This is a genomic window from Bradyrhizobium sp. 199 (genome assembly GCF_023073355.1).
Classification (GTDB): domain Bacteria; phylum Pseudomonadota; class Alphaproteobacteria; order Rhizobiales; family Xanthobacteraceae; genus Bradyrhizobium.
The window spans coordinates 1,361,682-1,386,626 of the sequence record NZ_JADPJI010000002.1; the positions used below are offsets into that span (position 1 = coordinate 1,361,682).

At 64.1% G+C, this 24,945-nt stretch carries 26 protein-coding genes, 1 other RNA gene and 2 pseudogenes; 22 read left to right on the top strand and 7 right to left on the bottom strand.

Annotated elements, in window-relative coordinates; all coding sequences use genetic code 11:
* The 5 genes from IVB28_RS06450 to ssrA all read right to left on the bottom strand — a co-directional run bounded on the left by IVB28_RS06450 (position 1) and on the right by ssrA (position 3,238).
* A complete protein-coding gene (locus IVB28_RS06450) occupies positions 1–255 on the bottom strand; it encodes a ribbon-helix-helix domain-containing protein (RefSeq protein ID WP_247525196.1) in 255 nt (84 codons plus the stop codon).
* On the bottom strand, positions 252–440 hold the full coding sequence (locus IVB28_RS06455; protein ID WP_247525197.1) for a DUF4169 family protein: 189 nt from the start codon (positions 438–440) through the stop codon (positions 252–254). The genes IVB28_RS06450 and IVB28_RS06455 overlap by 4 nt, the downstream gene beginning before the upstream one ends.
* A 276-nt stretch (positions 441–716) precedes the next feature.
* Positions 717–2,150 (bottom strand): class II fumarate hydratase, encoded by a 1,434-nt coding sequence (fumC, locus tag IVB28_RS06460; RefSeq protein WP_247525198.1) that lies wholly within the window; start codon positions 2,148–2,150, stop codon positions 717–719.
* A gap of 88 nt (positions 2,151–2,238) precedes the next feature.
* Positions 2,239–2,757, bottom strand: coding sequence for a ClpXP protease specificity-enhancing factor SspB (locus tag IVB28_RS06465; protein WP_247525199.1), 519 nt, complete (start codon positions 2,755–2,757; stop codon positions 2,239–2,241).
* Positions 2,758–2,872: 115 nt separating this feature from the next.
* Positions 2,873–3,238, bottom strand: a transfer-messenger RNA (tmRNA) gene (gene ssrA / locus IVB28_RS06470).
* Positions 3,239–3,404: 166 nt separating this feature from the next.
* Between ssrA and IVB28_RS06475 the strand changes: the two are divergent.
* The 12 genes and pseudogenes from IVB28_RS06475 to IVB28_RS06530 form a co-directional block, all read left to right on the top strand.
* A pseudogene (locus IVB28_RS06475) lies at positions 3,405–3,929 on the top strand (chromate transporter); the annotation flags it as partial.
* A pseudogene (locus IVB28_RS06480) lies at positions 3,926–4,455 on the top strand (chromate transporter). The pseudogenes IVB28_RS06475 and IVB28_RS06480, both read left to right, overlap by 4 nt.
* A 94-nt stretch (positions 4,456–4,549) precedes the next feature.
* Entirely contained in the window at positions 4,550–5,311 is a 762-nt protein-coding gene (locus tag IVB28_RS06485) for a tripartite tricarboxylate transporter TctB family protein (protein ID WP_247525200.1), read from the top strand.
* Between the two features lie 7 nt (positions 5,312–5,318).
* On the top strand, positions 5,319–6,884 hold the full coding sequence (locus IVB28_RS06490; protein ID WP_247525201.1) for a tripartite tricarboxylate transporter permease: 1,566 nt from the start codon (positions 5,319–5,321) through the stop codon (positions 6,882–6,884).
* A gap of 167 nt (positions 6,885–7,051) precedes the next feature.
* The gene (locus tag IVB28_RS06495) at positions 7,052–8,032 is read left to right on the top strand and encodes a tripartite tricarboxylate transporter substrate binding protein BugD (protein ID WP_247525202.1); all 981 of its coding nucleotides are present in this window, start codon (positions 7,052–7,054) and stop codon (positions 8,030–8,032) included.
* Between the two features lie 172 nt (positions 8,033–8,204).
* Entirely contained in the window at positions 8,205–8,999 is a 795-nt protein-coding gene (locus IVB28_RS06500) for a thymidylate synthase (RefSeq protein WP_247525203.1), read from the top strand.
* 100 nt (positions 9,000–9,099) lie between these two features.
* Positions 9,100–9,585: a GNAT family N-acetyltransferase gene (locus IVB28_RS06505; RefSeq protein WP_247525204.1), complete on the top strand. Its 486-nt coding sequence runs from the start codon at positions 9,100–9,102 to the stop codon at positions 9,583–9,585.
* Positions 9,585–10,097 (top strand): dihydrofolate reductase, encoded by a 513-nt coding sequence (locus IVB28_RS06510; protein ID WP_247525205.1) that lies wholly within the window; start codon positions 9,585–9,587, stop codon positions 10,095–10,097. The genes IVB28_RS06505 and IVB28_RS06510 overlap by 1 nt, the downstream gene beginning before the upstream one ends.
* A 151-nt stretch (positions 10,098–10,248) precedes the next feature.
* On the top strand, positions 10,249–11,385 hold the full coding sequence (gene hflK, locus IVB28_RS06515) for an FtsH protease activity modulator HflK (protein ID WP_247525206.1): 1,137 nt from the start codon (positions 10,249–10,251) through the stop codon (positions 11,383–11,385).
* Positions 11,382–12,278 carry a protease modulator HflC gene (locus IVB28_RS06520; protein WP_247525207.1) on the top strand — a complete coding sequence of 299 codons (897 nt, stop codon included), beginning with the start codon at positions 11,382–11,384 and terminating at the stop codon, positions 12,276–12,278. The genes hflK and IVB28_RS06520 overlap by 4 nt, the downstream gene beginning before the upstream one ends.
* Positions 12,279–12,349: 71 nt before the next feature.
* Positions 12,350–12,556, top strand: coding sequence for a DUF2065 domain-containing protein (locus IVB28_RS06525; protein WP_247525208.1), 207 nt, complete (start codon positions 12,350–12,352; stop codon positions 12,554–12,556).
* Positions 12,557–12,699: 143 nt separating this feature from the next.
* Positions 12,700–14,193: a Do family serine endopeptidase gene (locus IVB28_RS06530; protein WP_247525209.1), complete on the top strand. Its 1,494-nt coding sequence runs from the start codon at positions 12,700–12,702 to the stop codon at positions 14,191–14,193.
* 200 nt (positions 14,194–14,393) lie between these two features.
* On the opposite strand, the gene IVB28_RS06535 is transcribed toward IVB28_RS06530, so the two are convergent.
* Together IVB28_RS06535 and serB are read right to left on the bottom strand one after the other, a co-directional pair.
* On the bottom strand, positions 14,394–14,564 hold the full coding sequence (locus tag IVB28_RS06535; protein ID WP_247525210.1) for a DUF4160 domain-containing protein: 171 nt from the start codon (positions 14,562–14,564) through the stop codon (positions 14,394–14,396).
* A complete protein-coding gene (gene serB / locus IVB28_RS06540) occupies positions 14,565–15,470 on the bottom strand; it encodes a phosphoserine phosphatase SerB (RefSeq protein WP_247525211.1) in 906 nt (301 codons plus the stop codon).
* Positions 15,471–15,481: 11 nt separating this feature from the next.
* Between serB and miaA the strand changes: the two genes are divergently transcribed.
* From miaA to IVB28_RS06590, 10 genes are all read left to right on the top strand, one after another.
* Positions 15,482–16,438: a tRNA (adenosine(37)-N6)-dimethylallyltransferase MiaA gene (miaA, locus tag IVB28_RS06545; RefSeq protein WP_247525212.1), complete on the top strand. Its 957-nt coding sequence runs from the start codon at positions 15,482–15,484 to the stop codon at positions 16,436–16,438.
* A gap of 328 nt (positions 16,439–16,766) precedes the next feature.
* On the top strand, positions 16,767–18,542 hold the full coding sequence (locus tag IVB28_RS06550) for an acetolactate synthase 3 large subunit (RefSeq protein WP_247525213.1): 1,776 nt from the start codon (positions 16,767–16,769) through the stop codon (positions 18,540–18,542).
* A 153-nt stretch (positions 18,543–18,695) separates the two neighbouring features.
* The gene (locus tag IVB28_RS06555; RefSeq protein WP_247525214.1) at positions 18,696–19,667 is read left to right on the top strand and encodes a threonine dehydratase; all 972 of its coding nucleotides are present in this window, start codon (positions 18,696–18,698) and stop codon (positions 19,665–19,667) included.
* A 23-nt stretch (positions 19,668–19,690) separates the two neighbouring features.
* The gene (gene ilvN / locus IVB28_RS06560) at positions 19,691–20,233 is read left to right on the top strand and encodes an acetolactate synthase small subunit (RefSeq protein WP_247525215.1); all 543 of its coding nucleotides are present in this window, start codon (positions 19,691–19,693) and stop codon (positions 20,231–20,233) included.
* Positions 20,234–20,236: 3 nt separating this feature from the next.
* Positions 20,237–20,932, top strand: a complete 696-nt coding sequence (locus IVB28_RS06565) for a class I SAM-dependent methyltransferase (RefSeq protein WP_247525216.1) — start codon at positions 20,237–20,239, stop codon at positions 20,930–20,932.
* A gap of 46 nt (positions 20,933–20,978) precedes the next feature.
* Positions 20,979–21,872, top strand: coding sequence for an EamA family transporter (locus IVB28_RS06570; protein WP_247525217.1), 894 nt, complete (start codon positions 20,979–20,981; stop codon positions 21,870–21,872).
* Positions 21,873–21,874: 2 nt separating this feature from the next.
* Positions 21,875–22,477: a LysE family translocator gene (locus IVB28_RS06575; protein WP_247525218.1), complete on the top strand. Its 603-nt coding sequence runs from the start codon at positions 21,875–21,877 to the stop codon at positions 22,475–22,477.
* A gap of 133 nt (positions 22,478–22,610) precedes the next feature.
* Entirely contained in the window at positions 22,611–23,630 is a 1,020-nt protein-coding gene (ilvC, locus tag IVB28_RS06580; RefSeq protein ID WP_027529584.1) for a ketol-acid reductoisomerase, read from the top strand.
* A gap of 20 nt (positions 23,631–23,650) precedes the next feature.
* The gene (locus tag IVB28_RS06585; RefSeq protein ID WP_346730712.1) at positions 23,651–23,998 is read left to right on the top strand and encodes a DUF2336 domain-containing protein; all 348 of its coding nucleotides are present in this window, start codon (positions 23,651–23,653) and stop codon (positions 23,996–23,998) included.
* Between the two features lie 94 nt (positions 23,999–24,092).
* Entirely contained in the window at positions 24,093–24,941 is an 849-nt protein-coding gene (locus IVB28_RS06590; protein WP_247525219.1) for an SDR family oxidoreductase, read from the top strand.
* Positions 24,942–24,945 lie beyond the last annotated feature (4 nt).

Below are 24,945 nucleotides of genomic sequence, written 5' to 3' on the forward strand. Positions count from 1 at the left end.
CTACTGGGCCGGGACGTTGTTGTCCGGCTGGGCGGCCATGGCCCGGCTCCTGAAGTAGTCCAGGACGAACAGACGGATCGCCGAGGACAGGTTGCCCTGCTGGCGATTGTTGTCGATCTCGCCGACGAGCTCGGACAACGTCATGTTGCGCAGGGCGGAAATCTCCTTCATGCCGTTCCAGAACGCCTCTTCGAGGCTGACGCTGGTCTTGTGCCCGGCGACAACGATCGACCGTTTCACCACGGGCGATTTCATGGCTGCTCCTCGCGATCGATCTGATGCTGATCCAGGTGCGCCTTCGCCTTGTCCGCGCGCGTCTCTTGCGTCGACCGTTCCGCCTTCGTGCGGCCGAACTTCGTCCGGTTGGCGTCCGCCTGTTTCGCCGAGGCTTCCCGCTCGGCGCGCTTCCTGAAGCGATTCAGGTTGATGACGTTCCCCATGCCGCGTCTCCATCATCCGATCCTCTTCAGGCTGGATGAAACATTCAGAAACAGGGTGCCGCTTTGCGCCCCACAAGACTTGATCGCCATTCGCTCGTCCTCGTCAATCGGCGCCTCGGGCCATCAAACGATGAATTTCGCCCCGAGGGGCGGAATGGCTGCGTAGCGCGCCGTCCCGCCGGAACATTGACGGTAATCAAATCCTGCCCCCAAAGCCGCATATTTCTGGGCGCCGAGCGTCCGTATCACTACGGATGCCTATCGGAATTCGGAATTTTATCCCGGGCTGGTCATCTTCTCGGGACGCACCAGGCGATCAAACTCGTCCGCCGAGACGAAGCCGAGCCGCAGCGCCTCCTCCTTCAACGTGGTGCCGTTGGCATGGGCCGTCTTGGCCACCTTGGCGGCGTTGTCGTAGCCGATCTTGGGGGCGAGCGCCGTCACCAGCATCAGCGAACGCTGCATCAGCTCGCTTATGCGCTTTTCGTCGGCACGGATGCCGCTCACACAATGCTCGGTGAAGGATCGCGCCGCATCGGCCAACAGGCGGATCGAGTGCAGCATGTTGTAGGCGAGCACGGGCTTGTAGACGTTGAGCTCGAAATGGCCCTGGCTGCCGGCGACCGTGATCGCGGTGTGATTGCCGAACACCTGGCAGCACACCATGGTCATCGCCTCGCACTGGGTCGGATTGACCTTGCCCGGCATGATCGAGGAGCCCGGCTCGTTCTCCGGCAGGATCAACTCGCCGAGGCCAGAGCGCGGGCCTGATCCCAACAGGCGGATGTCGTTGGCGATCTTGAACAGGCCCGTCGCCACCGAATTGACGGCGCCATGCACCAGCACATAGGCATCGTTCGAGGCGAGCGCCTCGAATTTGTTGGCGGCGCTGGTGAAGGGCAGTTTCGTGATGCCGGCAACGTGCCTTGCGAACAGCTTTGCAAAGCGCGGTTTCGAGTTGAGGCCGGTGCCGACGGCAGTGCCGCCCTGCGCCAGCGGATAGAGATCCTTCATCGCGACCTTGAGCCGGGCGATGCCGCTCTCGACCTGCGCGGCATAGCCGGAAAATTCCTGGCCGAGCGTCAGCGGCGTCGCGTCCTGGGTGTGGGTCCGCCCGATCTTGACGATTTTTGCGAACGCCTTCTCCTTCTTGCGCAGCGCGCGGAGCAGCTCACCGAGCGCTGGGATCAGATCGGCATTGATGCGGCTGGCGGCCGCGATGTGCATCGCGGTCGGGAAAGAGTCGTTCGACGACTGGCTCATGTTGACGTGGTCGTTCGGATGCACCGGCTTCTTGGCGCCGAGCTCGCCGCCCAAGAGCTCGTTGGCGCGGTTGGCGATCACTTCATTGAGGTTCATGTTGCTCTGCGTGCCGGAGCCGGTCTGCCACACGACGAGCGGAAAATGATCGTCCAGCCTGCCTTCGATCACCTCGCGCGCGGCGCGGATGATGGCGTCCGCGCGGCGCCGGTCGAGCAGGCCGAGCTCGAGGTTGGACTGCGCTGCGGCGAGCTTGACGATGCCGAGCGCGTGCACGAGCGCAATCGGCATGCGATCCGTGCCGATGCGAAAGTTCTGGCGCGAGCGCTCGGTCTGCGCCCCCCAATAGCGGTCGGCGGCGACCTCGATGGGACCGAAGCTGTCGGTCTCGATGCGGGTTGCGGGGCGGGCGGTCTTCGAGCGGGAAGCTTTGGCCATGAGCACATCCATTCTGCCGCGCGAACGCCGTGCGGCCTCTTCGTGTGCTCTTTTATATAGGCAGTCTGGCCGGGCGCGACGGCTTCGCGGCCAGCCTAGATCATTTCTTGCGGAAACGATCGAGCCGCACGACCTCGGCGCCGCCCTGGTTCGGCGGGGGCGGCTCTTCTGTGGTCTCCACCTTTTCAGTGGCGGCAGCGGGCACCGATACGGCTGAAGGGGCAGGGGCCGCCGGCAAATTCTCCGGCGTGACCTCGGCGACGTCGGACGTTTCGAACTGGAGGCCGAACTTCACGGACGGGTCGAGGAAGCTCTTGATGGCGCTGAACGGCACCACCAGTCGCTCCGGAATGCCGCCGAACGACAGGCCGACCTCGAAGCGGTCTTCGAGCACGGTCAGATCCCAGAACTGGTGCTGCAGGATGATCGTCATCTCTTCCGGATATTGCGCGAGCAGCCGCGGCGAGATCTTCACGCCCTCGGCCTTCGACACGAAGGTGATGAAGAAATGGTGCTCGCCCGGCAGGCCCTGGGCCGCGGCATCGGTCAAAACCTTCCGGAGCACGCCGCGCAGCGCGTCGCGGGCCAGCACATCGTATCGGATATGATCGGTCGCCATGGTGGTCCTGTTGCATCCCCGAAGCCGGACCGTGCCGGCCCGACTCGCCAAACCGCAATAGTACCGCGCCTGACGGGTCAGCAGGAGTCCCCGCCGGGGCAGAAATCAAGAGTAAAGTGGAGGCTTCTGTTGCCAGGTGCCTCCGAACCCCGCCTAACGGAGCTTAACCCGTTAGGACTTCAGAATGGTCTTTCAAACTGCGTTACGCAGCCTGAGCAACCGGAGCAAAGTTGTCGTTGGCAACTATTGCATAGCCCGATAACGGCGGAACAATACCGGGAAAAAGTTCGCCCTTTACGCCCTCGTCGATCCTATTTCGCCCCCGCCAAAACCCGCTTCTTGGGCATGCCCCGAGTGGGCTTTGGTGGAGGCGCCGGGTACCGCCCCCGGGTCCGAATGGTTTATTGCGACGACCGTTTATTTCCATAGCCGGCGAACCGGCATCCCCAATATAGGGGGTAAAGGTTTCGAAAAACAGAGGTTTCGCGTGCGTTCGGCGCGTTTCCCTTTGGATAGGTTCCGGACTGTCTTAGCCGCGGCGTGCCCCCTGTTCTAAGCTCCTGAGATGTCCTCGGATTCAGTGCTGGCCGGCCAAGAACGAGATCAAGAGCCGGCTCCCGTCACGGCACCGCCGGGCCCGGGCTGCGCTGTTCCTGGCGTTCGCCCGGATGTCGCTGGCCGGTTTCGGCGGCGTGCTGGTGTTTGCCCGGCGCGCCGTCATCGAGCAGCACCGCTGGATTACCGCGCACGAGTTCAACGAGACCCTTCGCGCTTTGCCATTTCCTGCCGGGGCCCAACATCGTCAATCTGTCGATGGTGTTCGGCGCGCAACTGCGCGGGATCGCCGGGGGAGTTGCCGCCTTTGCCGGCCTGCTGCTGCCGGCGACATTGATCATGACCGTGCTCGCGATCATCTACGCCCGGTTCGGCGAACTGGAGCTGCTGCGCCGCAGCCTCGCCGGCACTCCTGCGCGGCGGTAGGCCTGTTGATCGCGGTGGTCTTCCGCCTGATGACCCCGCTGTTGAAGCGGATGGACGCGGTCGCGCTCGCCTGATGCTCGGCGTGTTGCAGCTATCGGCGTGTTCCGTCTGCCGCTCCAGGCGGTGCTGCTGGTCGCGATCCCATGAGTATCGGCGCTACTTATTTTCTGCGACGGAAAGTAGCAGCATGAACGCCGAGAACCCGATCTGGCTGCTGATCTCCACCTCCGGCCTGATGTCGCTGTTCGCGGTCGGCGGCGCCGCGGCTGCGGTGCCGGAGATGCACCGCATCGCGGTCGAGGTGCATCACTGGATGGGTGAGAAGCAGTTCACCGACGCCTATGCGATCGCGCAGCTCTCGCCAGGTCCGAACGTGCTTATCGTGACGCTCATCGGCTATGCCGTCGCCGGAATCCGAGGCGCGATGGCGGCGACGCTGGCGATGTGCCTGCCCACCGCGCTGCTTGCCTATTATGTCACCCGGCTCCTGAACCGGCCGAGCCAATCGCGCTGGCCTGGGCTGATCCAGGCTGCACTGGTTCCGCTCTCGATCGGCTTGATGGCGGCGAGCGCCCTGATCCTCGCCCAGTCGACCGATCGCGCAATTGTTGCAGTGCTTCTGACCGCGACGGTTGCAGTGGTCGCATCCATCTCGCGCACCATCCGCTGTCGCTTTTGCTCGCCGGGGGCCTTTTGGGTTTCGCTGGCATTGTGTAATGAAAATCGCTAGGCAGTGGGCCGGGCGGGGGATCCAATTCCAGCCGATAGAACAACAGTGCGCGTGACTTAAAGAGTCGCGGAGGAGACAGGCATGGCCGATACGATGGGCCACTCGGCGACAGCCAACCGAAACACCTCGGTGGTGATCAGCTTTTGTCTGCTGGCCATAGCGCCGCAGATTTTCGAATTCATCTGGTCGTTTGGGACGATGTTTGGCTGGGGCGCCGGACGCGGCCCGGCCGCCGTCGTGATCGGCCACGGTACGGCGCTGCTCGCGGGCGGGCCCGGCGCCTTGCTCGGGGCGGTTGGCGGTGACACCAAGAAGGCGTCATCCGATGTGCTGCTGGCGCTGATCTATTCCTATCCGATCTTTGCGGTGGCGATTCTCACGATCTTCATGACGATCAGGTCGGCGCAGGATTATGTCGGCGGGATCGCGCTGCTGGCGCTCGCCTTGTTCGCACTGTGGGCTTCCAGCGATTTGCAGGGGATGCGCGGCTTCTCCTTTGGCGCCGGCACGGCGCCGCGGATGTTTGGCGGGCTGCTCGTCGCACTTGGCGCTGGCATCGCGTTGACGGGACTGCTGACCGATGGCCCGGCGATGGCGCACTATGCCTGGCGCGGGCCGCTGTTCGTGATGGCCTCGATTGTTTTCTTCGCTCTGGCAATTCGTCCGCTTGGGGTGGTGGTTACGGCGTTCGCGAGCTTCATGATCGCGGCGATGGGCACGCATGAGACACGCTGGGTCGAAGCGGTCATCGTCGGTGCCTGCCTGACGCTCGGTTGCGCGCTGCTCTTCCCCTACGTGCTCGGCCTGCCGATGCCGATGTTCCCGCGCTTCTTGGTTCAGTGAGGGTGTGATGTTTGATATCTTCCACAATCTGGGCCTCGGTTTCGGTGTCGTGTTCCAGATCTCGTGGTGGTCACCCTGGTGGCTCTACGGCGCGTCGCTACCGATCTCGATCAATATTCTCATGTGCCTGATTGGCGCATTGGTCGGCACGCTGGTCGGCGTGCTGCCCGGTATCGGCACCGTCGCAACGGTGGCGATGCTCCTGCCGATCACGTTCGGATTGCCGCCGATTGGGGCGCTGATCATGCTCGCCGGCATCTATTACGGTGCCCAGTACGGCGGTTCGACCACCTCGATCCTGGTCAATATTCCCGGTGAGGCGACATCGGTCGTCACCGCCATCGACGGTCACCAGATGGCAAAGCAGGGCCGTGCCGGCCCGGCGCTGGCGATCGCGGCGATCGGCTCGTTCTTCGCCGGCTGCGTCGCGACCGTGCTGATCGCCGTGCTCGGTGCGCCGCTGACCAAGCTGGCGCTGGCGTTCGGTCCAGCCGAATATTTCTCGCTGATGGTGCTCGGCCTGATCTTCGCGGTGGTGCTGGCCAAGGGCTCGGTGCTGAAAGCGATCGCGATGATCGTGTTCGGCCTGATGCTTTCGATGGTCGGCTCCGACATCGAGACTGGCGCCTCGCGCATGGCGTTCAACATTCCGGAGCTCGCCGACGGTCTAGGCTTTGCGACAGTGGCGATGGGCGTGTTTGGTTTCGCCGAGATCATCCGCAATCTCGACGCCGGCGCCGAGATGAACCGCGACCTCGTGCAGCAGAAGATCACCGGCCTGATGCCGACCAGGAAGGATCTGATCGACTCGGCGCCTGCGATCCTGCGCGGCACCGTGCTCGGCTCGATCCTCGGTATCCTGCCGGGTGGCGGCGCTGTCATTGCGTCCTTTGCATCCTACACGCTCGAGAAGAAGATCGCCAAGAACCCGTCGCGGTTCGGCCGCGGTGCGATCGAGGGCGTGGCGGCGCCTGAAAGCGCCAACAACGCTGCGGCGCAGACCTCCTTCATCCCGCTGCTGACGCTCGGCATTCCGCCGAACGCGGTGATGGCGCTGATGGTGGGCGCGATGACCATCCACGGCATCGTGCCGGGTCCGCAGGTGATGCAGAAGCAGCCGGAACTGGTCTGGGGCATGATTGCCTCGATGTGGATCGGCAATCTGATGCTGATCATCATCAACCTGCCGCTGGTCGGAATCTGGGTGCGGCTGTTGCGCGTTCCGTACCGGCTGATGTTCCCATCGATCGTGATCTTCTGTGCGATCGGCATCTACTCGGTGAACAACGCGCCGGTCGACGTCATCCTCGCAGGCGTGTTCGGTCTGGTCGGATACTGGCTGATCAAGCACGATTTCGAGCCGGCGCCGCTGTTGCTCGGCATGGTGCTCGGACCGCTGATGGAAGAGAACTTGCGCCGTGCGCTGCTGATCTCGCGCGGCGACTGGAGCGTATTCCTGACGCGTCCGCTGTCGGCCGTGCTGCTGGCGATTGCGGCCTTCCTCCTGGTGCTCACGGTGCTGCCCGCGCTGCGTGCCAAGCGCGACGAGGTGTTCACTGAATCCGAGAACTGAGCGCCACCGCTCCTGCGTCGCCGCCGCGCTCCTGCGTCGGCGCGCCGCATTCGGAAGTCGAATCGACTTGCGTGACGGCTTCGTGAAATGAACATGCCGGCCTTTGGGCCGGCATTTTTGTTTGTGTCCGGTTTGTTTGTATCCAAGGGACCAACACGGGGATCGAGATGACCTTTATTCGCGCGCTCACGGGCGCATGTGCCGCAGCGCTCACCTCGCTGTGCACCTTCATCGCGCCGGCCGAGGCGCAGACCTATCCGACGCGCAGCATCACCATGGTCGTGCCATTTGCGGCCGGCGGCCCGACCGACGTCGTCGCGCGTATCGTCACCGCGCACATGGCGCAGACGCTCGGACAGAGCATCATCATCGAGAACGTGGTCGGCGCCGGCGGCACCACCGCGACTACGCGCGCCGCGCGCGCGGCCAATGACGGCTACACGCTCATCACCGGGCATATGGGCACGCATGCCGCCTCCGTGCCCCTCTATCCGAAGCTTGCCTATCATCCCGAGAAGGACTTCGAGCCGATCGCGCTGCTCGCGGGCACGCCGATCCTGATCCTGGCGCGCAAGGACTTTCCGCCGAAGGACCTGAAGGAGTTCGTTGCCTATGTGAAGGCAAATTCCGAGAAGGTGAACGCTGCGCATGCCGGCGTCGGCTCGGTCTCGCACGTCTCCTGTGAGCTCTTGCACTCGATCCTCGACGTCAAGCCGGTCGGCGTGCCCTTCAACGGCACGGGCCCCGCCATGAACGCGCTGGTGGCCGGGCAGGTCGACTACATGTGCGACCAAATCGTCAACGCCGTGCCGCAGATCAATGCCGGCACCATCAAGGCCTATGCGATCGCGACGCCAGAGCGCAATCCGTCGCTGCCGAACGTGCCGACAACAGCGGAAGCCGGTCTGCCGAAATTCCAAGCCCAGGCCTGGAATGCGATGTTCGCGCCCAAGGGAACTTCGGCTGCGATCGTGGCCAGCCTGAACGCTGCGGCCAGCAAGGCGCTCGACGACGAGACCGTGCGCAAGCGCCTGCTCGAGCTCGGCAGCGTCATCCCGGGCCCTGCGGAGCGGACGCCGGAGGCGCTGGCCAGCCTCGTCAAGAACGAGATCGCGAAATGGACCCCGGTGCTCAAGCCGGCAACTTAGGCCATGCTATCAAGCCGGTAGGGCAAGGGGCGGGACGCCGGGTTCCGCCCCTTGTCGTTTGCGCCGGGAGCGCTCACTTTTCCGGGTATAATCGGAGCGGACAGCGAATCGCCGCTGTTGCAGCGCGGGTGCGGCCGCTAAGTTTGCCGCCTCCCCAAAGGCCCAGTCGCACATGCACCAGTATCAGGACCTGCTCGAGCGGATTCTTTCAGACGGCGCCGAGAAGAACGATCGGACCGGCACCGGCACGCTCTCGGTGTTCGGGCATCAGATGCGCTTCAATCTGTCCGCCGGCTTCCCGATGCTGACGACCAAGCGGCTGCCGCTGAAGGCGATCGTGCATGAGCTGTTGTGGTTCCTGAAGGGCGACACCAACATCAAATATCTGCGCGACAACGGCGTCACCATCTGGGACGAGTGGGCGGACGCCAATGGCGATCTCGGTCCGGTCTACGGCCAGCAGTGGCGCTCCTGGCCGGCGCCCGACGGCCGCAGCATCGACCAGATTGCGAACGTGGTCGATATGATCAAGCGCAATCCCGACTCGCGCCGCCTGATCGTCTCGGCGTGGAATCCGGCCGAGGTCGACAAGATGGCGCTGCCGCCGTGCCATTGCCTGTTCCAGTTCTACGTCGCGGGCGGCAAGCTGTCCTGCCAACTCTATCAACGCTCGGCCGACGTCTTCCTCGGCGTGCCCTTCAACATCGCCTCCTACGCACTGCTGACGATGATGGTGGCGCAGGTCACCGGCCTGAAGCCCGGCGACTTCGTGCATTCGTTCGGCGACACCCATCTCTATTCCAACCATCTGGAGCAGGCAAAGCTCCAGCTCACCCGTGCGCCGCGTGCGCTGCCGGTGATGCGGATCAATCCGGACGTGGAAGACATCTTCTCCTTCCGCTTCGAGGATTTCGAGCTCCTCGGCTACGACCCGCATCCGCACATCAAGGCGGAAGTCGCGGTCTAGCGCATGACCCGGAAAAGTGTGCCGCGGTTCCGAAAAGATCATGCGCAAACAAAAGAGTGAAAGCGCGATGACCATTCAATTCAAAACGATCGCGCTTTAGATGTCGCTCAATATCCGCCGCGCACGTCCCGGCGAAGCCGGGCTCGTTCTGGATTTCATCCGCGAGCTCGCCGAATACGAAAAGCTTTCGCATGAGGTCGAGGCGACCGAAGCTGACATCGCCGACGCGCTGTTCGGCGACAGGCCGCAACTCTATTGCGCGATCGCCGACTGGAACGGCGACGCCGTCGGCTTCGCGGTCTGGTTTAGGAATTTCTCCACCTTCAGCGGCCGCCACGGCATCTATCTCGAGGATCTCTACGTGCGGCCGTCGCACCGGGGCAGGGGTCTCGGCAAGGCGCTGCTGGTCCATCTCGCGAAAGAATGCGTCGACAACGGCTGGGCGCGCTTGCAATGGGCGGTGCTCGACTGGAACGCGCCGTCGATCGCGTTCTACAAGTCGCTCGGCGCCGTGATGCTGGACGATTGGACGCTGTGCCGCGTCACCGGGCCGGCGCTGACGCAGCTTGCCGGGAGGGCACCCTGATGGAGATCGTCTTCGTCGTCGCGATCGCGGAAAACGGCGTGATCGGCGCGGGCAACGCGATGCCGTGGCGATTGAAATCCGACATGGCTCGTTTCAAGGCGCTCACGATCGGCAAGCCCGTGATCATGGGCCGCAAGACGTTCGAATCGCTGCCCCGCCGTCCTCTGCCGGCCCGCACCAATATCGTGATCACGCGCGATGCGGACTATCGCGCCGCAGGTGCCATCGTCACGACATCGGCGGCAGATGCGGATGCGGTTGCGCGCGGCGATGCCCTGCGGCGTTCGGTCACTGAGATCGCGGTGATCGGCGGTGCCGAGATCTTTCGGCAATGGGTCGATCGCGCCGATCGCCTCGAAATCACCGAGGTGCATGCCCGGCCGGAAGGCGACACCCATTTTGACATCGACAGGGCTAAATGGGACGAGGTCGCACGTGTCCGCCATCCTGCCGGAGGCGACGACAGCGCCGATTTCTCCTATGTGACATATCGTCGGCGGCCCCGCCATTAACCGCATTTGCCAATGTTAACATTGACTTTTCTGTCCCCGGGCTTAGCTCGAAGGGCGGCTGAGGTTACGTTGTAAGGGACCGGCCTGTCCCCTATAAAGCCGGACCGGATAAAGCGGGCGGGGCAATTCCACCCGCCGAGGAGAGCGTCGAATGCCGTGGAAGAATCAGGGCGGTGGCCCGTGGGGCTCCGGTCCAAAGGGACCATGGGGCTCAGGCCCGCAACCGGTCGGGCCGAGGCCGCCGGATCTGGAAGACCTTCTGCGGCGCGGCCAGGACCGCCTCCAGCAGATCATGCCGGGCGGCTATTTCTCCGGCATCGGCATCACGCTGATCGTGCTGCTGATCGTCGCGTTCTGGCTGCTGTCGGGCTTCTTCCGCGTGCAATCGGAAGAGCTCGGCGTGGTGCTGCGCTTCGGCAAGCATGTTCGCACCGTGCAGCCGGGCCTGAACTATCATCTGCCCTATCCGATCGAGACAGTGCTGCTGCCCAAGGCGCTACGCGTCTCCACCATCTCCATCGGCATGACGCTGATCGACGATCCGGCGCGACGCGGCCGCTCCATTCGTGACGTGCCGGAAGAGAGCCTGATGTTGACCGGCGACGAGAATATCGTCGACGTCGACTTCACCGTGCTCTGGCGTATCAAGCCGGATGGTGTCGGCGACTTCCTCTTCAACATCCAGAATCCTGAAGGCACCGTGAAGGCGGTCGCCGAGAGCGCGATGCGCGAGGTGATCGGCCGCTCGCAGATCCAGCCGATCCTGACCGGTGCGCGCAACGTGACCGAGCAGGGCGTGCAGGAACTGATCCAGAAGACTCTGGACACCTACGGCGCCGGCATTCAGATCAGCCAGGTGCAGATGCAGAAGGTCGACCCACCGGCCCAGGTGATCGACGCCTTCCGCGACGTCCAGGCGGCGCGCGCCAATCTCGAGCAGCTGCAAAACGAGGCGCAGACCTACGCCAATCAGGTCGTGCCGCAGGCCCGCGGACGTTCCGCGCAGATCCTGCAGGCCGCCGAAGGCTACAGGGAGCAGACGGTCGCCGAGGCCAAGGGCCAGAGCTCGCGCTTCCTGAAGGTGTACGAGGAATACAAGAAGGCCCCCGACGTGACCCGTGAACGGATCTATCTGGAGACGATGGAGCGCGTGCTCGGCGGCGCGGAAAAGCTCGTCTATGACGGTGGCCGCTCCGGCCAGGGCGTCGTGCCCTATCTGCCACTTTCCGAATTGACGGCCAAGCGGCCGCCTGCCACCGGTCAGCAGTCGAGCGGAGGCAACCGATGAGGTCCCCGGTCACAGGTATCGTCACGCTGCTCGGGCTCCTCCTCGTCGTGATCGTCGGCTACATGTCGCTGTTCACGGTTGCGCAGACGGAGCAGACCATCGTGCTTCAATTCGGCCGGCCCGTCGAGGTCGTCACCAATCCCGGCCTGCATTTCAAGGCACCGTGGAATTCGGTGATCAACATCGACAAGCGGATCCTCGATCTTGAGAACCCGTCGCAGGAAGCGATCGCGTCCGACCAGAAGCGGCTCGTGGTCGATGCCTTCGCACGCTATCGCATCAAGGACGCGCTGCGCTTCTATCAGAGCATCGGCTCGATCCAGGCCGCCAACATCCAGCTCACCACGCTCTTGAACGCGGCGCTGCGCCGCGTGCTCGGCGAGGTCACCTTCATCAACGTGGTGCGGGACGACCGCGAGAAGCTGATGCAGCGCATCCGCGACCAGCTCGATCACGAGGCCGACGGCTACGGCATTCAGGTCGTCGATGTCCGGATCCGGCGCGCCGACCTGCCGGAGCAGAACAGCCAGGCGGTCTATTTGCGCATGAAGACCGAGCGCGAGCGCGAAGCCGCCGAGTTCCGCGCGCAGGGTGGCCAGAAGGCGCAGGAGATCCGGTCGAAGGCCGACCGCGAGGCAACCGTGATCGAGGCAGAAGCAAGGTCGCAGGCCGAGCAGACGCGCGGCGTCGGCGATGCCGAGCGCAATCGTCTGTTCGCGGAAGCCTACGGCAAGGATGCCGACTTCTTCGCGTTCTACCGCTCGATGACGGCTTATGAGAATGGGCTGAAGTCGAGCGACACCCGCTTCCTGCTGCGGCCCGATTCGGATTTCTTCCGGTTTTTCGGTAACCCGTCGGGCAAGACGGCAGTCGAGACGCCGGCGAAACCGTAAGCTAGACAAGGGCGGCGGGTCTGGCCGCCCTTCGTCCAGACAAGAACAGCATAACGGGAGGTTCCATTCCGATGAGGTCAATTGCGCTCGCCGACTTCCTCATCGGCCTAGGCATCCTGTTCGTGCTGGAAGGCTTGATGTTCGCGGCCAGTCCGAATTGGATGCGCAAAGCCATGAAGAGCGCCATCGCCACGCCGGACAATGTCCTGCGGGCGGTCGGGATCGGTTCGGCCGTCGCCGGCCTGATCCTGATCTGGGTTATGCGACGTCCGGTTTAGGCCTCGCGCCAACGCCAAAGTGAAGGCGAAAGCCGGGTTTTCGCCGTATTATCGGGGTCTTGAGGTGCATCGAGCTCCATGCTTGCGCCGTCCCCCCGTTCGAGCGCAGTCTGGACGCCGAATCCGCTTTCCTGGAGATACCAATGTCCGCTGCCACCATTGCCCCGACCCGCTTGCGTTTAGGGCTGGCCGCGCTCGCCATCAGTGCATTCAGCGTGTTTGGAACGCCGGCTCATGCTCGAGGGCCGGATGGCATCGCCGACGTTGCCGAGAAGGTGATCGACGCGGTCGTCAACATCTCGACCTCGCAGACCGTCGACGCCAAGGGCGGCGGCAGCAATACCATGCCGCAACTGCCGCCCGGCTCGCCCTTCGAGGAGTTCTTCGACGACTTCTTCAAGAACCGGAAGGGCCCAGGCGGCAGCAAGGGCGGTGAAAACAGTCCGGCGCCGCGCAAGACCAATTCGCTCGGAAGCGGCTTTATCATCGACACCGCAGGCGTCGTCGTCACCAACAACCACGTCATTGCAGACGCCGACGAGATCCACGTCATCCTCAACGACGGCACCAAGATCAAGGCCGAGCTGGTCGGCGTCGACAAGAAGACCGATCTCGCCGTGCTCAAGATCAAGCCGCCGAAGCCGCTGGTCGCGGTGAAGTTCGGCGACAGCGACAAGCTGCGCCTCGGCGACTGGGTGGTCGCGATCGGCAATCCGTTCAGCCTGGGGGGTACGGTGACCGCAGGCATCGTCTCGGCCAAGAACCGCGACATCTCGTCAGGGCCGTACGACAGCTACATCCAGACCGACGCCTCCATCAACCGCGGCAATTCCGGCGGTCCGCTGTTTAACCTCGACGGCGACGTCATCGGCGTCAACACGCTGATCATCTCCCCCTCCGGCGGCTCGATCGGCATCGGCTTCGCCGTGCCGTCGAAGACTGTGGTGGGCGTCGTCGACCAGCTCCGTCAATTCGGCGAGCTGCGCCGCGGCTGGCTGGGCGTGCGCATCCAGAGTGTCACCGACGAGATCGCCGAAAGCCTCAACATCAAGCCGCCGCGCGGCGCGCTGGTTGCCGGCGTCGACGACAAGGGACCGGCCAAGCCGGCCGGCATCGAGCCGGGCGACGTCGTCGTCAAGTTCGACGGCAAGGACGTCAAGGATCCGAAGGACCTGTCCCGCGTCGTTGCTGACACGGCGGTCGGCAAGGAGGTCGACGTCGTCATTATTCGCAAGGGCCAGGAAGAAACCAAGAAGGTCATGCTCGGCCGCCTCCAGGATCCCGAAAAGGTGCAGGCCGCGGCGAAGACCGACGAGCCGGCGCCGGAGAAGCCGGTGACCCAGAAGGCGCTCGGCCTTGATCTGGCAGCGCTGAGCAAGGATCTGCGCACGCGCTACAAGATCAAGGAGAGCGTCAAGGGCGTGGTGGTCACCAATGTCGATGCCAGTTCCGACGCCGCCGAGAAGCGCCTCTCCGCCGGTGACGTCATCGTCGAGGTTGCGCAGGAGGCCGTTTCCAGCGGCGCCGACATCCAGAAGCGGGTCGACCAGCTCAAGAAGGACGGCAAGAAGTCGGTGCTGCTGCTGGTCTCGAACGCCGACGGCGAGCTGCGCTTTGTTGCCCTGAGCGTGCAATAGGGCAACGCACGGTCCCGTAGGGTGGGCAAAGCGAAAGCGTGCGCACCATCTTTCCACCATGCAGCAAGAATGGTGGGCACGGCGCAAGTACGCCTTTGCCCACCTGCGGCTGCCGAGTGTGCGGCAAGGCTATGCGACGGGTCGCCCCTTCAGCATACCGGCGACGCCGACATCCTCGTCGAGCTCGGGCAGATGCCTGACTATAGCGCCGTTTCGTGTGCTGGAAATCCGGCGTTGACCGCCACGTCCAGGTCGTGCAGCCAAAACTTGGCCTCGCAATTGGCCGCACGCACGTGGACATGCGGTGGCTCGTTGCCTTCGTTTGAGTAGAAGAATGCGCGATAAGGTCCCCAACGCAGGACGGTCGGCATCTACCCCTCCACGAACTCCTCGCGCCGATATCCCTGCGCATAGAGCAACGCGGTGAGATCGCCGTGATCGATCCGCGCGGCGGCCGCGGCCGCGACCGCCGGCTTGGCGTGATAGGCGACGCCGAGCCCCGCCGCCTGGATCATGGCAAGGTCATTGGCGCCGTCGCCGACCACGACCGAGTCGATGTCGTCGAGATCGAACGATTCCATCAGATCCACCAGGGTCGCGAGCTTGGCCGCGCGACCCAAAATCGGCTCCTTCACTTCGCCGGTGAATTTGCCATCGCGCACGACGAGCTCGTTGGCGCGGTTCTCCTGAAAGCCGATCTTTGCGGCGACCGCGGTCGTGAACAGTGTGAAGCCGCCAGAGACGAGGCAGGTATAGGCGCCGTGGGCGCGCATGGTTGCGACCAGTGTGCTGCCGCCCGGGGTCAGCGTGATGCGTTTGGCCAGCACCTCGTCGACCGCGCTGGCGGGCAGGTCCTTGAGCAGCGCGACGCGCTCGCGCAGCGCCGGCTCGAACTCGATCTCGCCGCGCATGGCACGTTCGGTGATGGCGGCCACATGCGCCTTCACCCCGACGAGGTCCGCGAGCTCGTCGATGCATTCCTGGCCGATCATGGTGGAATCCATGTCGGCGAGAAAAAGCTTCTTGCGCCGGACGCCGACAGGCTGCACGACGATGTCGATGGGCAGGTCGCCGCGCAGCTCGCGGAGCCGCTGCGCGATGGCGTGACGGTTGCCTTCGAGGTTAGCGTCGGCGCCGAAGGGGATGTCGACCGCGACCCCGTCGAACAGCCAGTGCGCGGGAGCTGCCTGGGGCAGCACGGCGCGGGCGCCGTCGACGATGGTCGAGTCGAGCGCGGGATTGTCAGGGTTGCAGATCAGCGTGGCAACGAGAGACATTTGAGGTTTTCGTGAACGAGGAGCAAGTCGGCAGAAGGCCTGTTGGCGAGGCCGTGCTTATCGCAGGCCCGACCGCCAGCGGCAAGTCGGCGCTGGCGCTGGAGCTCGCGCTCGCCACCGGCGGTATCGTCATCAATGCCGATTCCATGCAGGTCTATCGTGACCTCCGCGTCATCACGGCACGGCCCACGGATGGCGAGGAAGCCCGCGCTCCGCACCGTCTCTACGGTCATGTCGATGCGGCCGTGAACTTCTCGGCGGGCGCCTGGGTGGCTGACGCGGCAAAGGCGCTCGACGAGGCGAAGGCGGAGGCCCGCCTGCCGATCTTCATCGGCGGCACCGGGCTGTATTTCAAGGCGCTGACGGCGGGGCTCTCCGTGGTGCCGCCAATCCCTGCCGAGGTGCGCGAGGCCGTGCGCGCGCGGCTGGAACGGAACGGCGCGGAAGCGCTGCACGCGGAACTGACGCGTCGCGATCCGCGCGCCGCCGAACGATTGAACCTGCGTGACCGCACCCGGATCGCGCGCGCGCTCGAAGTGGTCGAGGCGACCGGCCGCTCGCTGCTCGACTGGCATCGGGAGGGCCAGCCGCCGCTGCTGCCGAAGGACAGTTTTCGCGCGGTCTTTCTCGCGCCCGAGCGCGACGAGCTCTATGCCCGAATCGATGCCCGCTTCGACGCCATGTTAGATACCGGCGCGCTGAACGAGGTCGAGCGTCTCGCCGCCCGAAACCTCGATCCGCTGCTGCCGGCGATGAAAGCTCACGGCGTGCCGGCCCTGATCCGGCATCTGCATGGTGAACTTAGCCTGGAGCAGGCCGCCGCGATCGGGCGCGCCGACACCCGCCACTATGCCAAGCGGCAATTCACCTGGTTCCGGCATCAATTGCCGGCGTTCGAATGGGTGAAGCCGCAGGAGGTGAGGGCATGGCTCGCTGCCATCGTGAACGCGGCCGGAGACCCCGGCTGAGGCGCTTTTGGGCCGCGGTTTCCCAATTTCCCTCTCGCCGAACCCGGGGAACACCGCTACACTGCCAAAATCGTGCGGGAACGGCCGCATTGCCTTGACATCCAGGCTTTGGCCGCTATGTTTCGCGCAACCTTTGGGAAGCTGAGAGCCTGCCATGCGTAATATTATTACCAGACTCCTTATCGCCGTCGTACCCAGGCACACCGCCGGGGATGGCTAGCTGCCATCCACATGACAGGCGGTGTGCATGGGCCCTCTTCGGGGCCTTTTTTATTTCCCAAGCCCGACACGACCAAAGCCGCTGACAACAGCGCATCCGGAGCAAGCAATGAGCGACAAGAGCCACGATCCGAACCAGATGACCGGCGCCGCGATGATCGTTCGCGCGCTCATCGATCACGGCGTGACCGACATTTTCGGCTATCCCGGCGGCGCCGTGCTTCCGATCTATGACGAGATCTTCCAGCAGAGCGAGGTCCAGCACATCCTGGTCCGCCACGAGCAAGGCGCGGGCCACGCCGCCGAGGGCTATGCGCGCTCGACCGGCAAGCCGGGCGTCGCGCTGGTGACCTCCGGTCCCGGCGCCACCAACATGGTGACGCCGCTGACCGACGCGCTGATGGACTCGATCCCGCTGGTCTGCATCTCCGGCCAGGTGCCGACGCATCTGATCGGCAACGACGCGTTCCAGGAATGCGACACCGTCGGCATCACGCGCCCCTGCACCAAGCACAACTGGCTGGTGCGCGACGTCAACGACCTCGCAAAAGTCCTGCACGAAGCTTTCTATGTCGCGACCTCCGGCCGTCCAGGCCCGGTGCTCGTCGACGTTCCCAAGGACGTGCAGTTCGCGACCGGCACCTATCATCCGCCGCGCAAGTCCGACGTGCACCGCTCCTATGCGCCGCGCGTGAAGGGTGATGCGGCACAGATCCGCAAGGCGGTGGCACTGCTGGCCAATGCCAAGCGCCCTGTGATCTACAGCGGCGGCGGCGTCATCAATTCCGGCCCCGAAGCGACCAAGCTCCTGCGCGAGCTGGTCGAGGTCACCGGTTTTCCGATCACCTCCACGCTGATGGGCCTCGGGGCATACCCCGCGTCGGGCAAGAACTGGCTCGGCATGCTGGGCATGCACGGCACTTACGAAGCCAACATGACGATGCATGATTGCGACGTCATGCTGTGCGTCGGCGCGCGCTTCGACGACCGCATCACCGGCCGCGTCGATGCGTTCTCGCCGGGCTCGAAGAAGATCCACATCGACATCGACCCGTCCTCGATCAACAAGAACATCCGCGTGGACGTGCCGATCATCGGCGACTGCGGCAACGTCCTCGGCGACATTCTCCAGGTGTTCAAGGCGGAGGCGAAGAAGCCCGACATCAAGGCGTGGTGGCAGCAGATCGCGCAGTGGCGCGCGCGCAACTCGCTCTATTACAGGAAGAGCAACGACGTCATCCTGCCACAGCACGCGATCCAGAGCCTGTTCGAGGCGACGCGCGGCAAGGATACCTACATCACGACCGAGGTCGGCCAGCACCAGATGTGGGCGGCGCAGTTCTTCGGCTTCGAGGAGCCGCATCGCTGGATGACGTCGGGCGGTCTTGGCACCATGGGCTACGGCCTGCCAGCCGCGGTCGGCGTGCAGGTGGCGCATCCCGACAGCCTCGTCATCGACATCGCGGGCGACGCCTCGGTGCAGATGACGATGCAGGAGATGTCGACGGCGGTGCAGTACGAGTTGCCGATCAAGATCTTCATCCTCAACAACCAGTACATGGGCATGGTGCGGCAGTGGCAGCAGCTGCTGCACGGCAATCGCCTGTCGCATTCCTACTCGGAGGCGCTGCCGGATTTCGTCAAGCTCGCCGAAGCCTATGGCGGAGTCGGCATCCAGGTGCACAAGCCCGGCGATCTCGACGGCGCCATCCAGGAGATGATCTCGGTCAAGCGCCCCGTGCTGTTCGACTGCCGCGTCGCAGCGCTCGAAAACTGCTTCCCGATGATTCCGTCCGGCAAGGCTCACAACGAGATGCTGCTGCCGGAGCAGGCCAACGACGAGGCCACCGCCAAGGCCTTTGCCGGCGGCAAGGCGCTGGTGTGAGCGCGACGTTCGCAAACTCCGCCGTCGTCGCCCGGCTTGACCGGGCGATCCGGTACGCCGCGGCCCCTCGATCAACCTCAGAGGCCTCCGGAATGCTGGATCCCCGCCTTCGCCGCGATGACAGCTACCAGGGATGGCCGTGAAAGGACTGCGATGTTCGACCTGACGGAGCTCGAGCGCGCACATGCGATCGTGGGGCAGGCGGTGCCGGCAACGCCGGCGCATGCCTGGCCTTTGCTCGCAGAACGGCTCGGCACCGAAATCGTCGTCAAGCACGAGAACCACACGCCGATCGGCGCCTTCAAGGTGCGCGGCGGTCTGGTCTATCTCGACCGCCTTAAGCGCGAGCGGCCGAGCATTCCGGGCATCATCTCGGCGACGCGCGGCAATCACGGCCAGAGCCTGGCCTTTGCGGCGAGCCGTCACGGCATCCCGGCCGTGATCTACGTGCCGCGCGGCAACTCGGTCGAGAAGAACCGCGCGATGAAGGCCTTTGGCGCCGACCTCGTCGAGCATGGCCAGGACTTTCAAGCAGCCGCTGAAGAGGCCCAGCGGCGCGCCCAGTTTACCGGCCTGCACATGGTGCCGTCGTTCCATCCGGATCTGGTGCTCGGGGTCGCGACCTATGCGCTCGAACTGTTCAGGAACGCGCCGGACCTCGATATCCTCTATGTCCCGATCGGGCAGGGCTCCGGCATCTGCGGCTGCATCATGGCGCGCGATCTTCTGGGCCTGAAGACCGAGATCGTCGGCGTGCAGTCGACACAAGCGCCGTCCTACGCACTGTCGTTTGCGGCCGGCAAGATCGTGACGACCGAAACCAGCAACACGCTCGCCGATGGCATGGCGACGCGCATTCCCGATGCAAATGCGTTTGCGCTGATCCGCAAGGGAGCCGCCCGCATCGTGCAGGTCACCGACGACGAAGTCGGCGCAGCGATCCGCGCCTACTGGACCGATACGCACAACCTTGCCGAAGGCGCCGGCGCCGCCGCGCTCGCCGCAGCGCTTCAGGAAAAGCCAAAGCTGTCGGGCAAGCGCGTCGGTCTCGTGCTGTCCGGCGGCAACATCGATTTCGATCTGTTCCGCCGTTGGGTTGGAACAGACGCGCCAGCGATGGCGTGACGGAGAGACAAGAGGGGACGATCATGAACCAGCCCGCATCCGCCTATTTCATCGAGGAGCGCCACGATCCAAACGAGACGCATACGCTCTCGGTGCTCGTGCAGAACGAGCCGGGCGTGCTCGCGCGCGTCATTGGCCTGTTCTCGGGCCGTGGCTACAACATCGAGAGCCTCACCGTCTCGGAGACCGAGAGCCAGAAACATCTGTCGCGCATCACCATCGTCACCACGGGTACGCCGATGGTGATCGTGCAGATCAAGCACCAGCTCGATCGGATGATTCCGGTCTACCGGGTCGTCGACATGACCCTGACCAAGCGCTCGATTGAGCGAGAACTGGCGATGGTGAAAGTCCGCGGGCAGGGCGAGCATCGGGTCGAGGCGCTCAGGCTCGCGGACGCGTTCCGCGCCCGGGTGATCGATGCAACGACCGAGAGCTTTGTGTTCGAGATCACAGGCAATACGGACAAGATCAACCAGTTTATCGACCTGATGCGCCCGCTCGGCCTTGTCGAGGTGTCGCGCACCGGCGTTGCCGCGATCGGCCGCGGGCCTGAAGGGATGTGAACCATGCTGGCTCGGGACTGGTACTATAACGAGCGGAACCGAATGGGGATCGGTCCCGCAGTTGCGTCGATCTACGACAAGCACGACGATGCGGATCTGCGGGCGCGTGCCGCGCTGAAAATGCTCGGGGTGCAGCGCGGCTGGCGCATCGCCGATATCGGTTGCGGCAACGGCGTGCTCGCCACCGAAGCCGCCCTGATGGGTGCAGAGGTCGACGCCATCGACATCTCGCCGGCGATGCTAGCGCTCGCCGAGATCTACGCCCGCGACCGCAAGGCAGCGGTGCGCACGCAATCGGCTGGCCTGCTCAGCTTTGCCTACCGGCCCGAATCCTATGACCTGATTGTCAGCGAGTTCACGCTGCACCACCTGCCGGATTTCTGGAAGGCGGTGGCGATGTCGCGGATCTACCGCGCGCTCAAGCCCGGCGCGACGTTCTATCTCCGCGATATCGTGTACGCCTCGATGCCCGATGCGATCGAGCGCGACGTCGAGCAATGGGCCGATTTCCAGATCAAGAACCACGATTTTTCGCGCGACAGCGTGGTGGCGCACATGCGCGACGAATATTCGACATTCGGCTGGGTGATGGAGCGGATGCTGACCGACATCGGCTTCACGCTCGTCTCGGCCGATTACCATGCACCGATGCACGGCACTTATCTGCTGCGCAAACCGAAAGCCGGCGAGCAAGGCTAGACGAATAACAACAGGGCTGCACGACAGGGCAGAACCGAGAACGACAATGAAGCCGGCCGATATCCTCATCGCCATCCTGGTGGCGATCATCTGGGGGCTTGCCTTCGTGGCGAGCCGGATCGCGCTCGACGAGTTTTCGCCGGAGCTGATGACTGCGATGCGCTTTGCCATCGCCGCGCTGCCGTGCCTGTTCATTCCCAAGCCGAAGGTCGCCTGGTCGCTTCTGGTTGCGATCAGCTTCACGCTGTTCCTCGGCCAATTCCTGTCGCAGGCTTACGGCATCGCCCAAGGCGTGCCGGTGGGGTTGACCAGCGTTGTAGTGCAGAGCCAGGCGCTGTTCACGATAGGCTTTGCCGCGATCGCATTCGGCGAGCGACCGACCCCGGTGCAGACGCTCAGCATCGTCATCGCGGCGGCCGGACTTCTCATGATCTGCGGCACCGTCGGTTATGATTTCAGCGTCGGTGCGTTCGCGGTGCTGATGATCGCTCCGATCTGCTTTGCGGTCGGCAATCTCCTGCTGCGCGGCGCTCGCGGTGCGCCGATGTTCGACTTGTTTGCCTGGCTCTGCCTCACCGCCGCGGTGCCGCTGTTCGCGCTCGCGCTGATTGTCGATGGGCCCGCGCCGACTTTCCAATCGCTGATCCACATGTCGCTCACCGGGCTCATCTGCCTGCTGGCGATCGGCGCTATCTCCACCAGCATTGCTTATTGGCTGTGGGGCCGGCTGCTGCGCGACTATCCCGCCGCGCAGGTGGTGCCGTTCGCGCTGCTGGTGCCATTCGTCGGCTCGGCCGCCTCGAGCATCGTGTTCGGCGAGCGGTTCGGACCGTTGCGGCTCACCGGCATGCTGACCGTGATCGTTGGTATCGCGGTGATGGTTCTGGCGAATCGGCCCAAGGCGTTTAGCCAAACCGCTGCCGAAGACGACGTGAGGTGAGCATGTCCCAGTCGCTGTTCTATGCCTTCCTCATCTTCATGATCGTGATGTACTTCACGCCCGGGCCGAACAACATCATGCTGCTGTCCTCGGGCCTGACCTACGGCTTCCGGCGCACCGTCCCTCACATCGTCGGCATCGTCCTCGGCTTCGCTTTCATGGTCGCCGCTGTCGGCCTTGGGCTCGGCTCCGTGTTCCTGGCCTATCCGATCCTCCAGACCATCCTGAAATATGCCGGTGCCGCCTATCTGATCTATCTTGCCGCCGCGATTGCCATGTCCGGCCCGACCAAGCCGGGGGAGGGGGATGGCCGCGGTCCGATGACCTTCTGGGGCGCGGCGATGTTCCAATGGATCAACGCGAAGGGCTGGGTGATCGTGATCGGCACCATCACCGCCTACGCGGCGATCGCCCAATTCCCGCTCAACATCGCGATCCAGACCTTGATCAGCCTGCTCGTCGGCACGGTCTCGACCGTGGTCTGGGCCCTGTTCGGCTCCGCATTGCGGCCGGTCCTGACGTCGGCGCGGCTGGTGCGCTCCTTCAACATCCTGATGGCGATCCTGCTGCTGGCCTCCCTCTACCCCGTTTTCATGGATGCATGATGTCGCGGATTTCCATGCAGAAACGGGTTTCCCTAAGCGCTGAAAATGCTCTAGACAGCCCCCGAAATCCGCAAATTTCACCCTTCGGACACTGACCAATGGCCGATTTTCGGCCCTGAACGAGGAAACGACCATGCGTGTTTATTACGATCGCGACGCCGACCTGAACCTGATCAAGGGCAAGAAGGTCGCCATCGTCGGCTATGGCAGCCAGGGCCACGCCCATGCGCTCAACCTGAAGGATTCCGGCGTCAAGGAAGTCGCCATTGCGCTCCGCAAGGACTCGGGCTCGGTCAAGAAGGCGGAAGCCGCCGGCTTCAAGGTGATGGAAGTCGCCGAAGCCGCCAAATGGGCCGACCTCGTCATGATGCTGACCCCGGACGAGCTCCAGGGCGACATCTATCGTGAGCACCTGCACGACAACATGAAGAAGGGCGCCGCCCTCGTGTTCGCGCACGGGCTCAACGTCCACTTCAACCTGCTCGACCCACGCGCCGACCTCGACGTGCTGATGATCGCGCCGAAGGGCCCCGGCCACACCGTGCGCTCCGAATATCAGCGCGGCGGCGGCGTACCCTGCCTGATCGCGATTGCCAAGGACGTTTCGGGCAACGCCCATGATCTCGGCCTGTCCTACGCCTCGGCTGTCGGCGGCGGCCGCGCCGGCATCATCGAGACCACCTTCAAGGAAGAGTGCGAGACCGACCTGTTCGGCGAGCAGGTCGTGCTCTGCGGCGGCCTGGTCGAGCTGATCAAGGGCGGCTACGAGACCCTGGTCGAAGCCGGCTACGCCCCGGAGATGGCGTATTTCGAGTGCCTGCACGAAGTGAAGCTGATCGTCGACCTGATCTATGAAGGCGGCATCGCCAACATGAACTACTCGATCTCCAACACCGCCGAGTACGGCGAGTACGTCACGGGCCCGCGCATCGTCACCGCCGAGACCAAAGCCGAGATGAAGCGTGTTCTCGCCGACATCCAGGGCGGCAAGTTCGCCCGCGACTGGATGCTCGAGAACAAGGTCAACCAGACCTCGTTCAAGGCGACCCGCGCCAAGCTCGCCCAGCACCCGATCGAGGAAGTCGGCGCGAAGCTGCGCGACATGATGCCCTGGATCAAGAAGGGCGCGCTGGTCGACAAGAGCAAGAACTGACGCTAGGTGGCCCCGGGGGCGTGACGACGTCGCGCCTCCGGATTCGTCTCCGACCATTCAAGTATCTGGGCATCGTTGCTGCCGCGGTCGTCGCGCTGTCGCTCATGAGCGATCTGCCGATCGGAACGATCGAGCGTGCGCTGGTGCGCTCCGAGCCCGAGCAGATTCTCATCGTCGCCAAGGCGATCGGGCTATCCTGGGATACGACGAAGGCGGTCTTGATGTTCAGGCCTGGTTCGGGTCCTGAGGCGAGGGGGCGGCTGGAGCAATGCTTGGCATGCTTCCTGCGATTGAAGCCAAGCACCGCGAAGTCAGCGCTCCAGTTATATCGGCTCCGCGAGCGCGCGAGCCAAGGGCCGCCGCACTAGGTCTCATCCCGCGATCGACCTCGTCGAGAGCGAGCGCCATTGCGTGCTGGTGCCTTTCTCCTTCATGATCGCGGTAGCTTGAGGGGAGGGGACCATGCGATCAGTCGTCGTCACAGGCGTGTCCACCGGCATCGGCTGGGCCACTGCAAAAGTTTTACTCGGGCGCGGCTTCCGCGTCTTCGGCAGCGTCCGCAAGCAGACGGATGCGGATCGGCTCAAGGCCGAGTTCGGTGCCAATTTCGTCCCCCTGATGTTCGACGTCACCGATGAACCCGCGGTGCTTGCCGCCGGTCGCCAGGTGCTTGAGGCGCTGGGTGGCGAGACGCTTGCCGGCCTCGTCAACAATGCCGGGATTGCCGTGGCCGGGCCGCTGCTGGAGCTGTCAGCGGATGAATTCCGCCGCCAGATGGACATCAACGTCATCGGTCCTGTGATCGCGACGCAGGCTTTTGGTCCGCTGCTCGGTTCTGATCCGTCGCTCAAGGGACCGAAGGGCCGGATCGTGATGATCAGCTCGGTCGCCGGCAAGAACGGCAATCCCTTTTCCGCGCCCTATTGCGCCTCAAAGCACGCGGTCGAGGGACTATCCGAAAGCCTGCGCCGTGAATTGATCCTGTACGGCATCGACGTGATCATTGTCGCCCCCGGCGCCGTGAAGACCCCGATCTGGGACAAGGCCGAGCAGATCGATCTCTCCGTCTACAAGAACTCGCCCTATTTCCCGGCACTCAACAAGGTCTTGGCTTTCATGAGGAAGCTCGGCGAAGCAGGTCTGCCGGCAGAGCGGATTGGCGAAGTCGTGGTCGAGGCACTCACGACGGCGAAGCCGCGGGTGCGCTATCAGGTCACGCCAGACCCGACCAGGCACATGATGCAGGCGATGCTGCCCAAGCGGGCCGTCGACCGCATCTATGCCAAGCGGCTCGGGCTCCTGCCGCAATAAGGCA

What these genes read in the sequence shown, in the direction of transcription:
- hflK (WP_247525206.1), top strand. Translation starts at nt 10,249, where the DNA reads ATGCCGTGGAAGAATCAGGGCGGTGGCCCGTGGGGCTCCGGTCCAAAG.
- IVB28_RS06530 (WP_247525209.1), top strand. Translation starts at nt 12,700, where the DNA reads ATGTCCGCTGCCACCATTGCCCCGACCCGCTTGCGTTTAGGGCTGGCC.
- IVB28_RS06590 (WP_247525219.1), top strand. Translation starts at nt 24,093, where the DNA reads ATGCGATCAGTCGTCGTCACAGGCGTGTCCACCGGCATCGGCTGGGCC.
- IVB28_RS06525 (WP_247525208.1), top strand. Translation starts at nt 12,350, where the DNA reads ATGAGGTCAATTGCGCTCGCCGACTTCCTCATCGGCCTAGGCATCCTG.
- IVB28_RS06495 (WP_247525202.1), top strand. Translation starts at nt 7,052, where the DNA reads ATGACCTTTATTCGCGCGCTCACGGGCGCATGTGCCGCAGCGCTCACC.
- IVB28_RS06575 (WP_247525218.1), top strand. Translation starts at nt 21,875, where the DNA reads ATGTCCCAGTCGCTGTTCTATGCCTTCCTCATCTTCATGATCGTGATG.
- ilvN (WP_247525215.1), top strand. Translation starts at nt 19,691, where the DNA reads ATGAACCAGCCCGCATCCGCCTATTTCATCGAGGAGCGCCACGATCCA.
- IVB28_RS06570 (WP_247525217.1), top strand. Translation starts at nt 20,979, where the DNA reads ATGAAGCCGGCCGATATCCTCATCGCCATCCTGGTGGCGATCATCTGG.
- IVB28_RS06455 (WP_247525197.1), bottom strand. Translation starts at nt 440, where the DNA reads ATGGGGAACGTCATCAACCTGAATCGCTTCAGGAAGCGCGCCGAGCGG.
- IVB28_RS06500 (WP_247525203.1), top strand. Translation starts at nt 8,205, where the DNA reads ATGCACCAGTATCAGGACCTGCTCGAGCGGATTCTTTCAGACGGCGCC.
- IVB28_RS06485 (WP_247525200.1), top strand. Translation starts at nt 4,550, where the DNA reads ATGGCCGATACGATGGGCCACTCGGCGACAGCCAACCGAAACACCTCG.
- IVB28_RS06490 (WP_247525201.1), top strand. Translation starts at nt 5,319, where the DNA reads ATGTTTGATATCTTCCACAATCTGGGCCTCGGTTTCGGTGTCGTGTTC.
- IVB28_RS06505 (WP_247525204.1), top strand. Translation starts at nt 9,100, where the DNA reads ATGTCGCTCAATATCCGCCGCGCACGTCCCGGCGAAGCCGGGCTCGTT.
- IVB28_RS06520 (WP_247525207.1), top strand. Translation starts at nt 11,382, where the DNA reads ATGAGGTCCCCGGTCACAGGTATCGTCACGCTGCTCGGGCTCCTCCTC.
- IVB28_RS06535 (WP_247525210.1), bottom strand. Translation starts at nt 14,564, where the DNA reads ATGCCGACCGTCCTGCGTTGGGGACCTTATCGCGCATTCTTCTACTCA.
- IVB28_RS06565 (WP_247525216.1), top strand. Translation starts at nt 20,237, where the DNA reads ATGCTGGCTCGGGACTGGTACTATAACGAGCGGAACCGAATGGGGATC.
- IVB28_RS06510 (WP_247525205.1), top strand. Translation starts at nt 9,585, where the DNA reads ATGGAGATCGTCTTCGTCGTCGCGATCGCGGAAAACGGCGTGATCGGC.
- IVB28_RS06465 (WP_247525199.1), bottom strand. Translation starts at nt 2,757, where the DNA reads ATGGCGACCGATCATATCCGATACGATGTGCTGGCCCGCGACGCGCTG.
- ilvC (WP_027529584.1), top strand. Translation starts at nt 22,611, where the DNA reads ATGCGTGTTTATTACGATCGCGACGCCGACCTGAACCTGATCAAGGGC.
- IVB28_RS06450 (WP_247525196.1), bottom strand. Translation starts at nt 255, where the DNA reads ATGAAATCGCCCGTGGTGAAACGGTCGATCGTTGTCGCCGGGCACAAG.
- IVB28_RS06550 (WP_247525213.1), top strand. Translation starts at nt 16,767, where the DNA reads ATGAGCGACAAGAGCCACGATCCGAACCAGATGACCGGCGCCGCGATG.
- serB (WP_247525211.1), bottom strand. Translation starts at nt 15,470, where the DNA reads ATGTCTCTCGTTGCCACGCTGATCTGCAACCCTGACAATCCCGCGCTC.
- IVB28_RS06555 (WP_247525214.1), top strand. Translation starts at nt 18,696, where the DNA reads ATGTTCGACCTGACGGAGCTCGAGCGCGCACATGCGATCGTGGGGCAG.
- fumC (WP_247525198.1), bottom strand. Translation starts at nt 2,150, where the DNA reads ATGGATGTGCTCATGGCCAAAGCTTCCCGCTCGAAGACCGCCCGCCCC.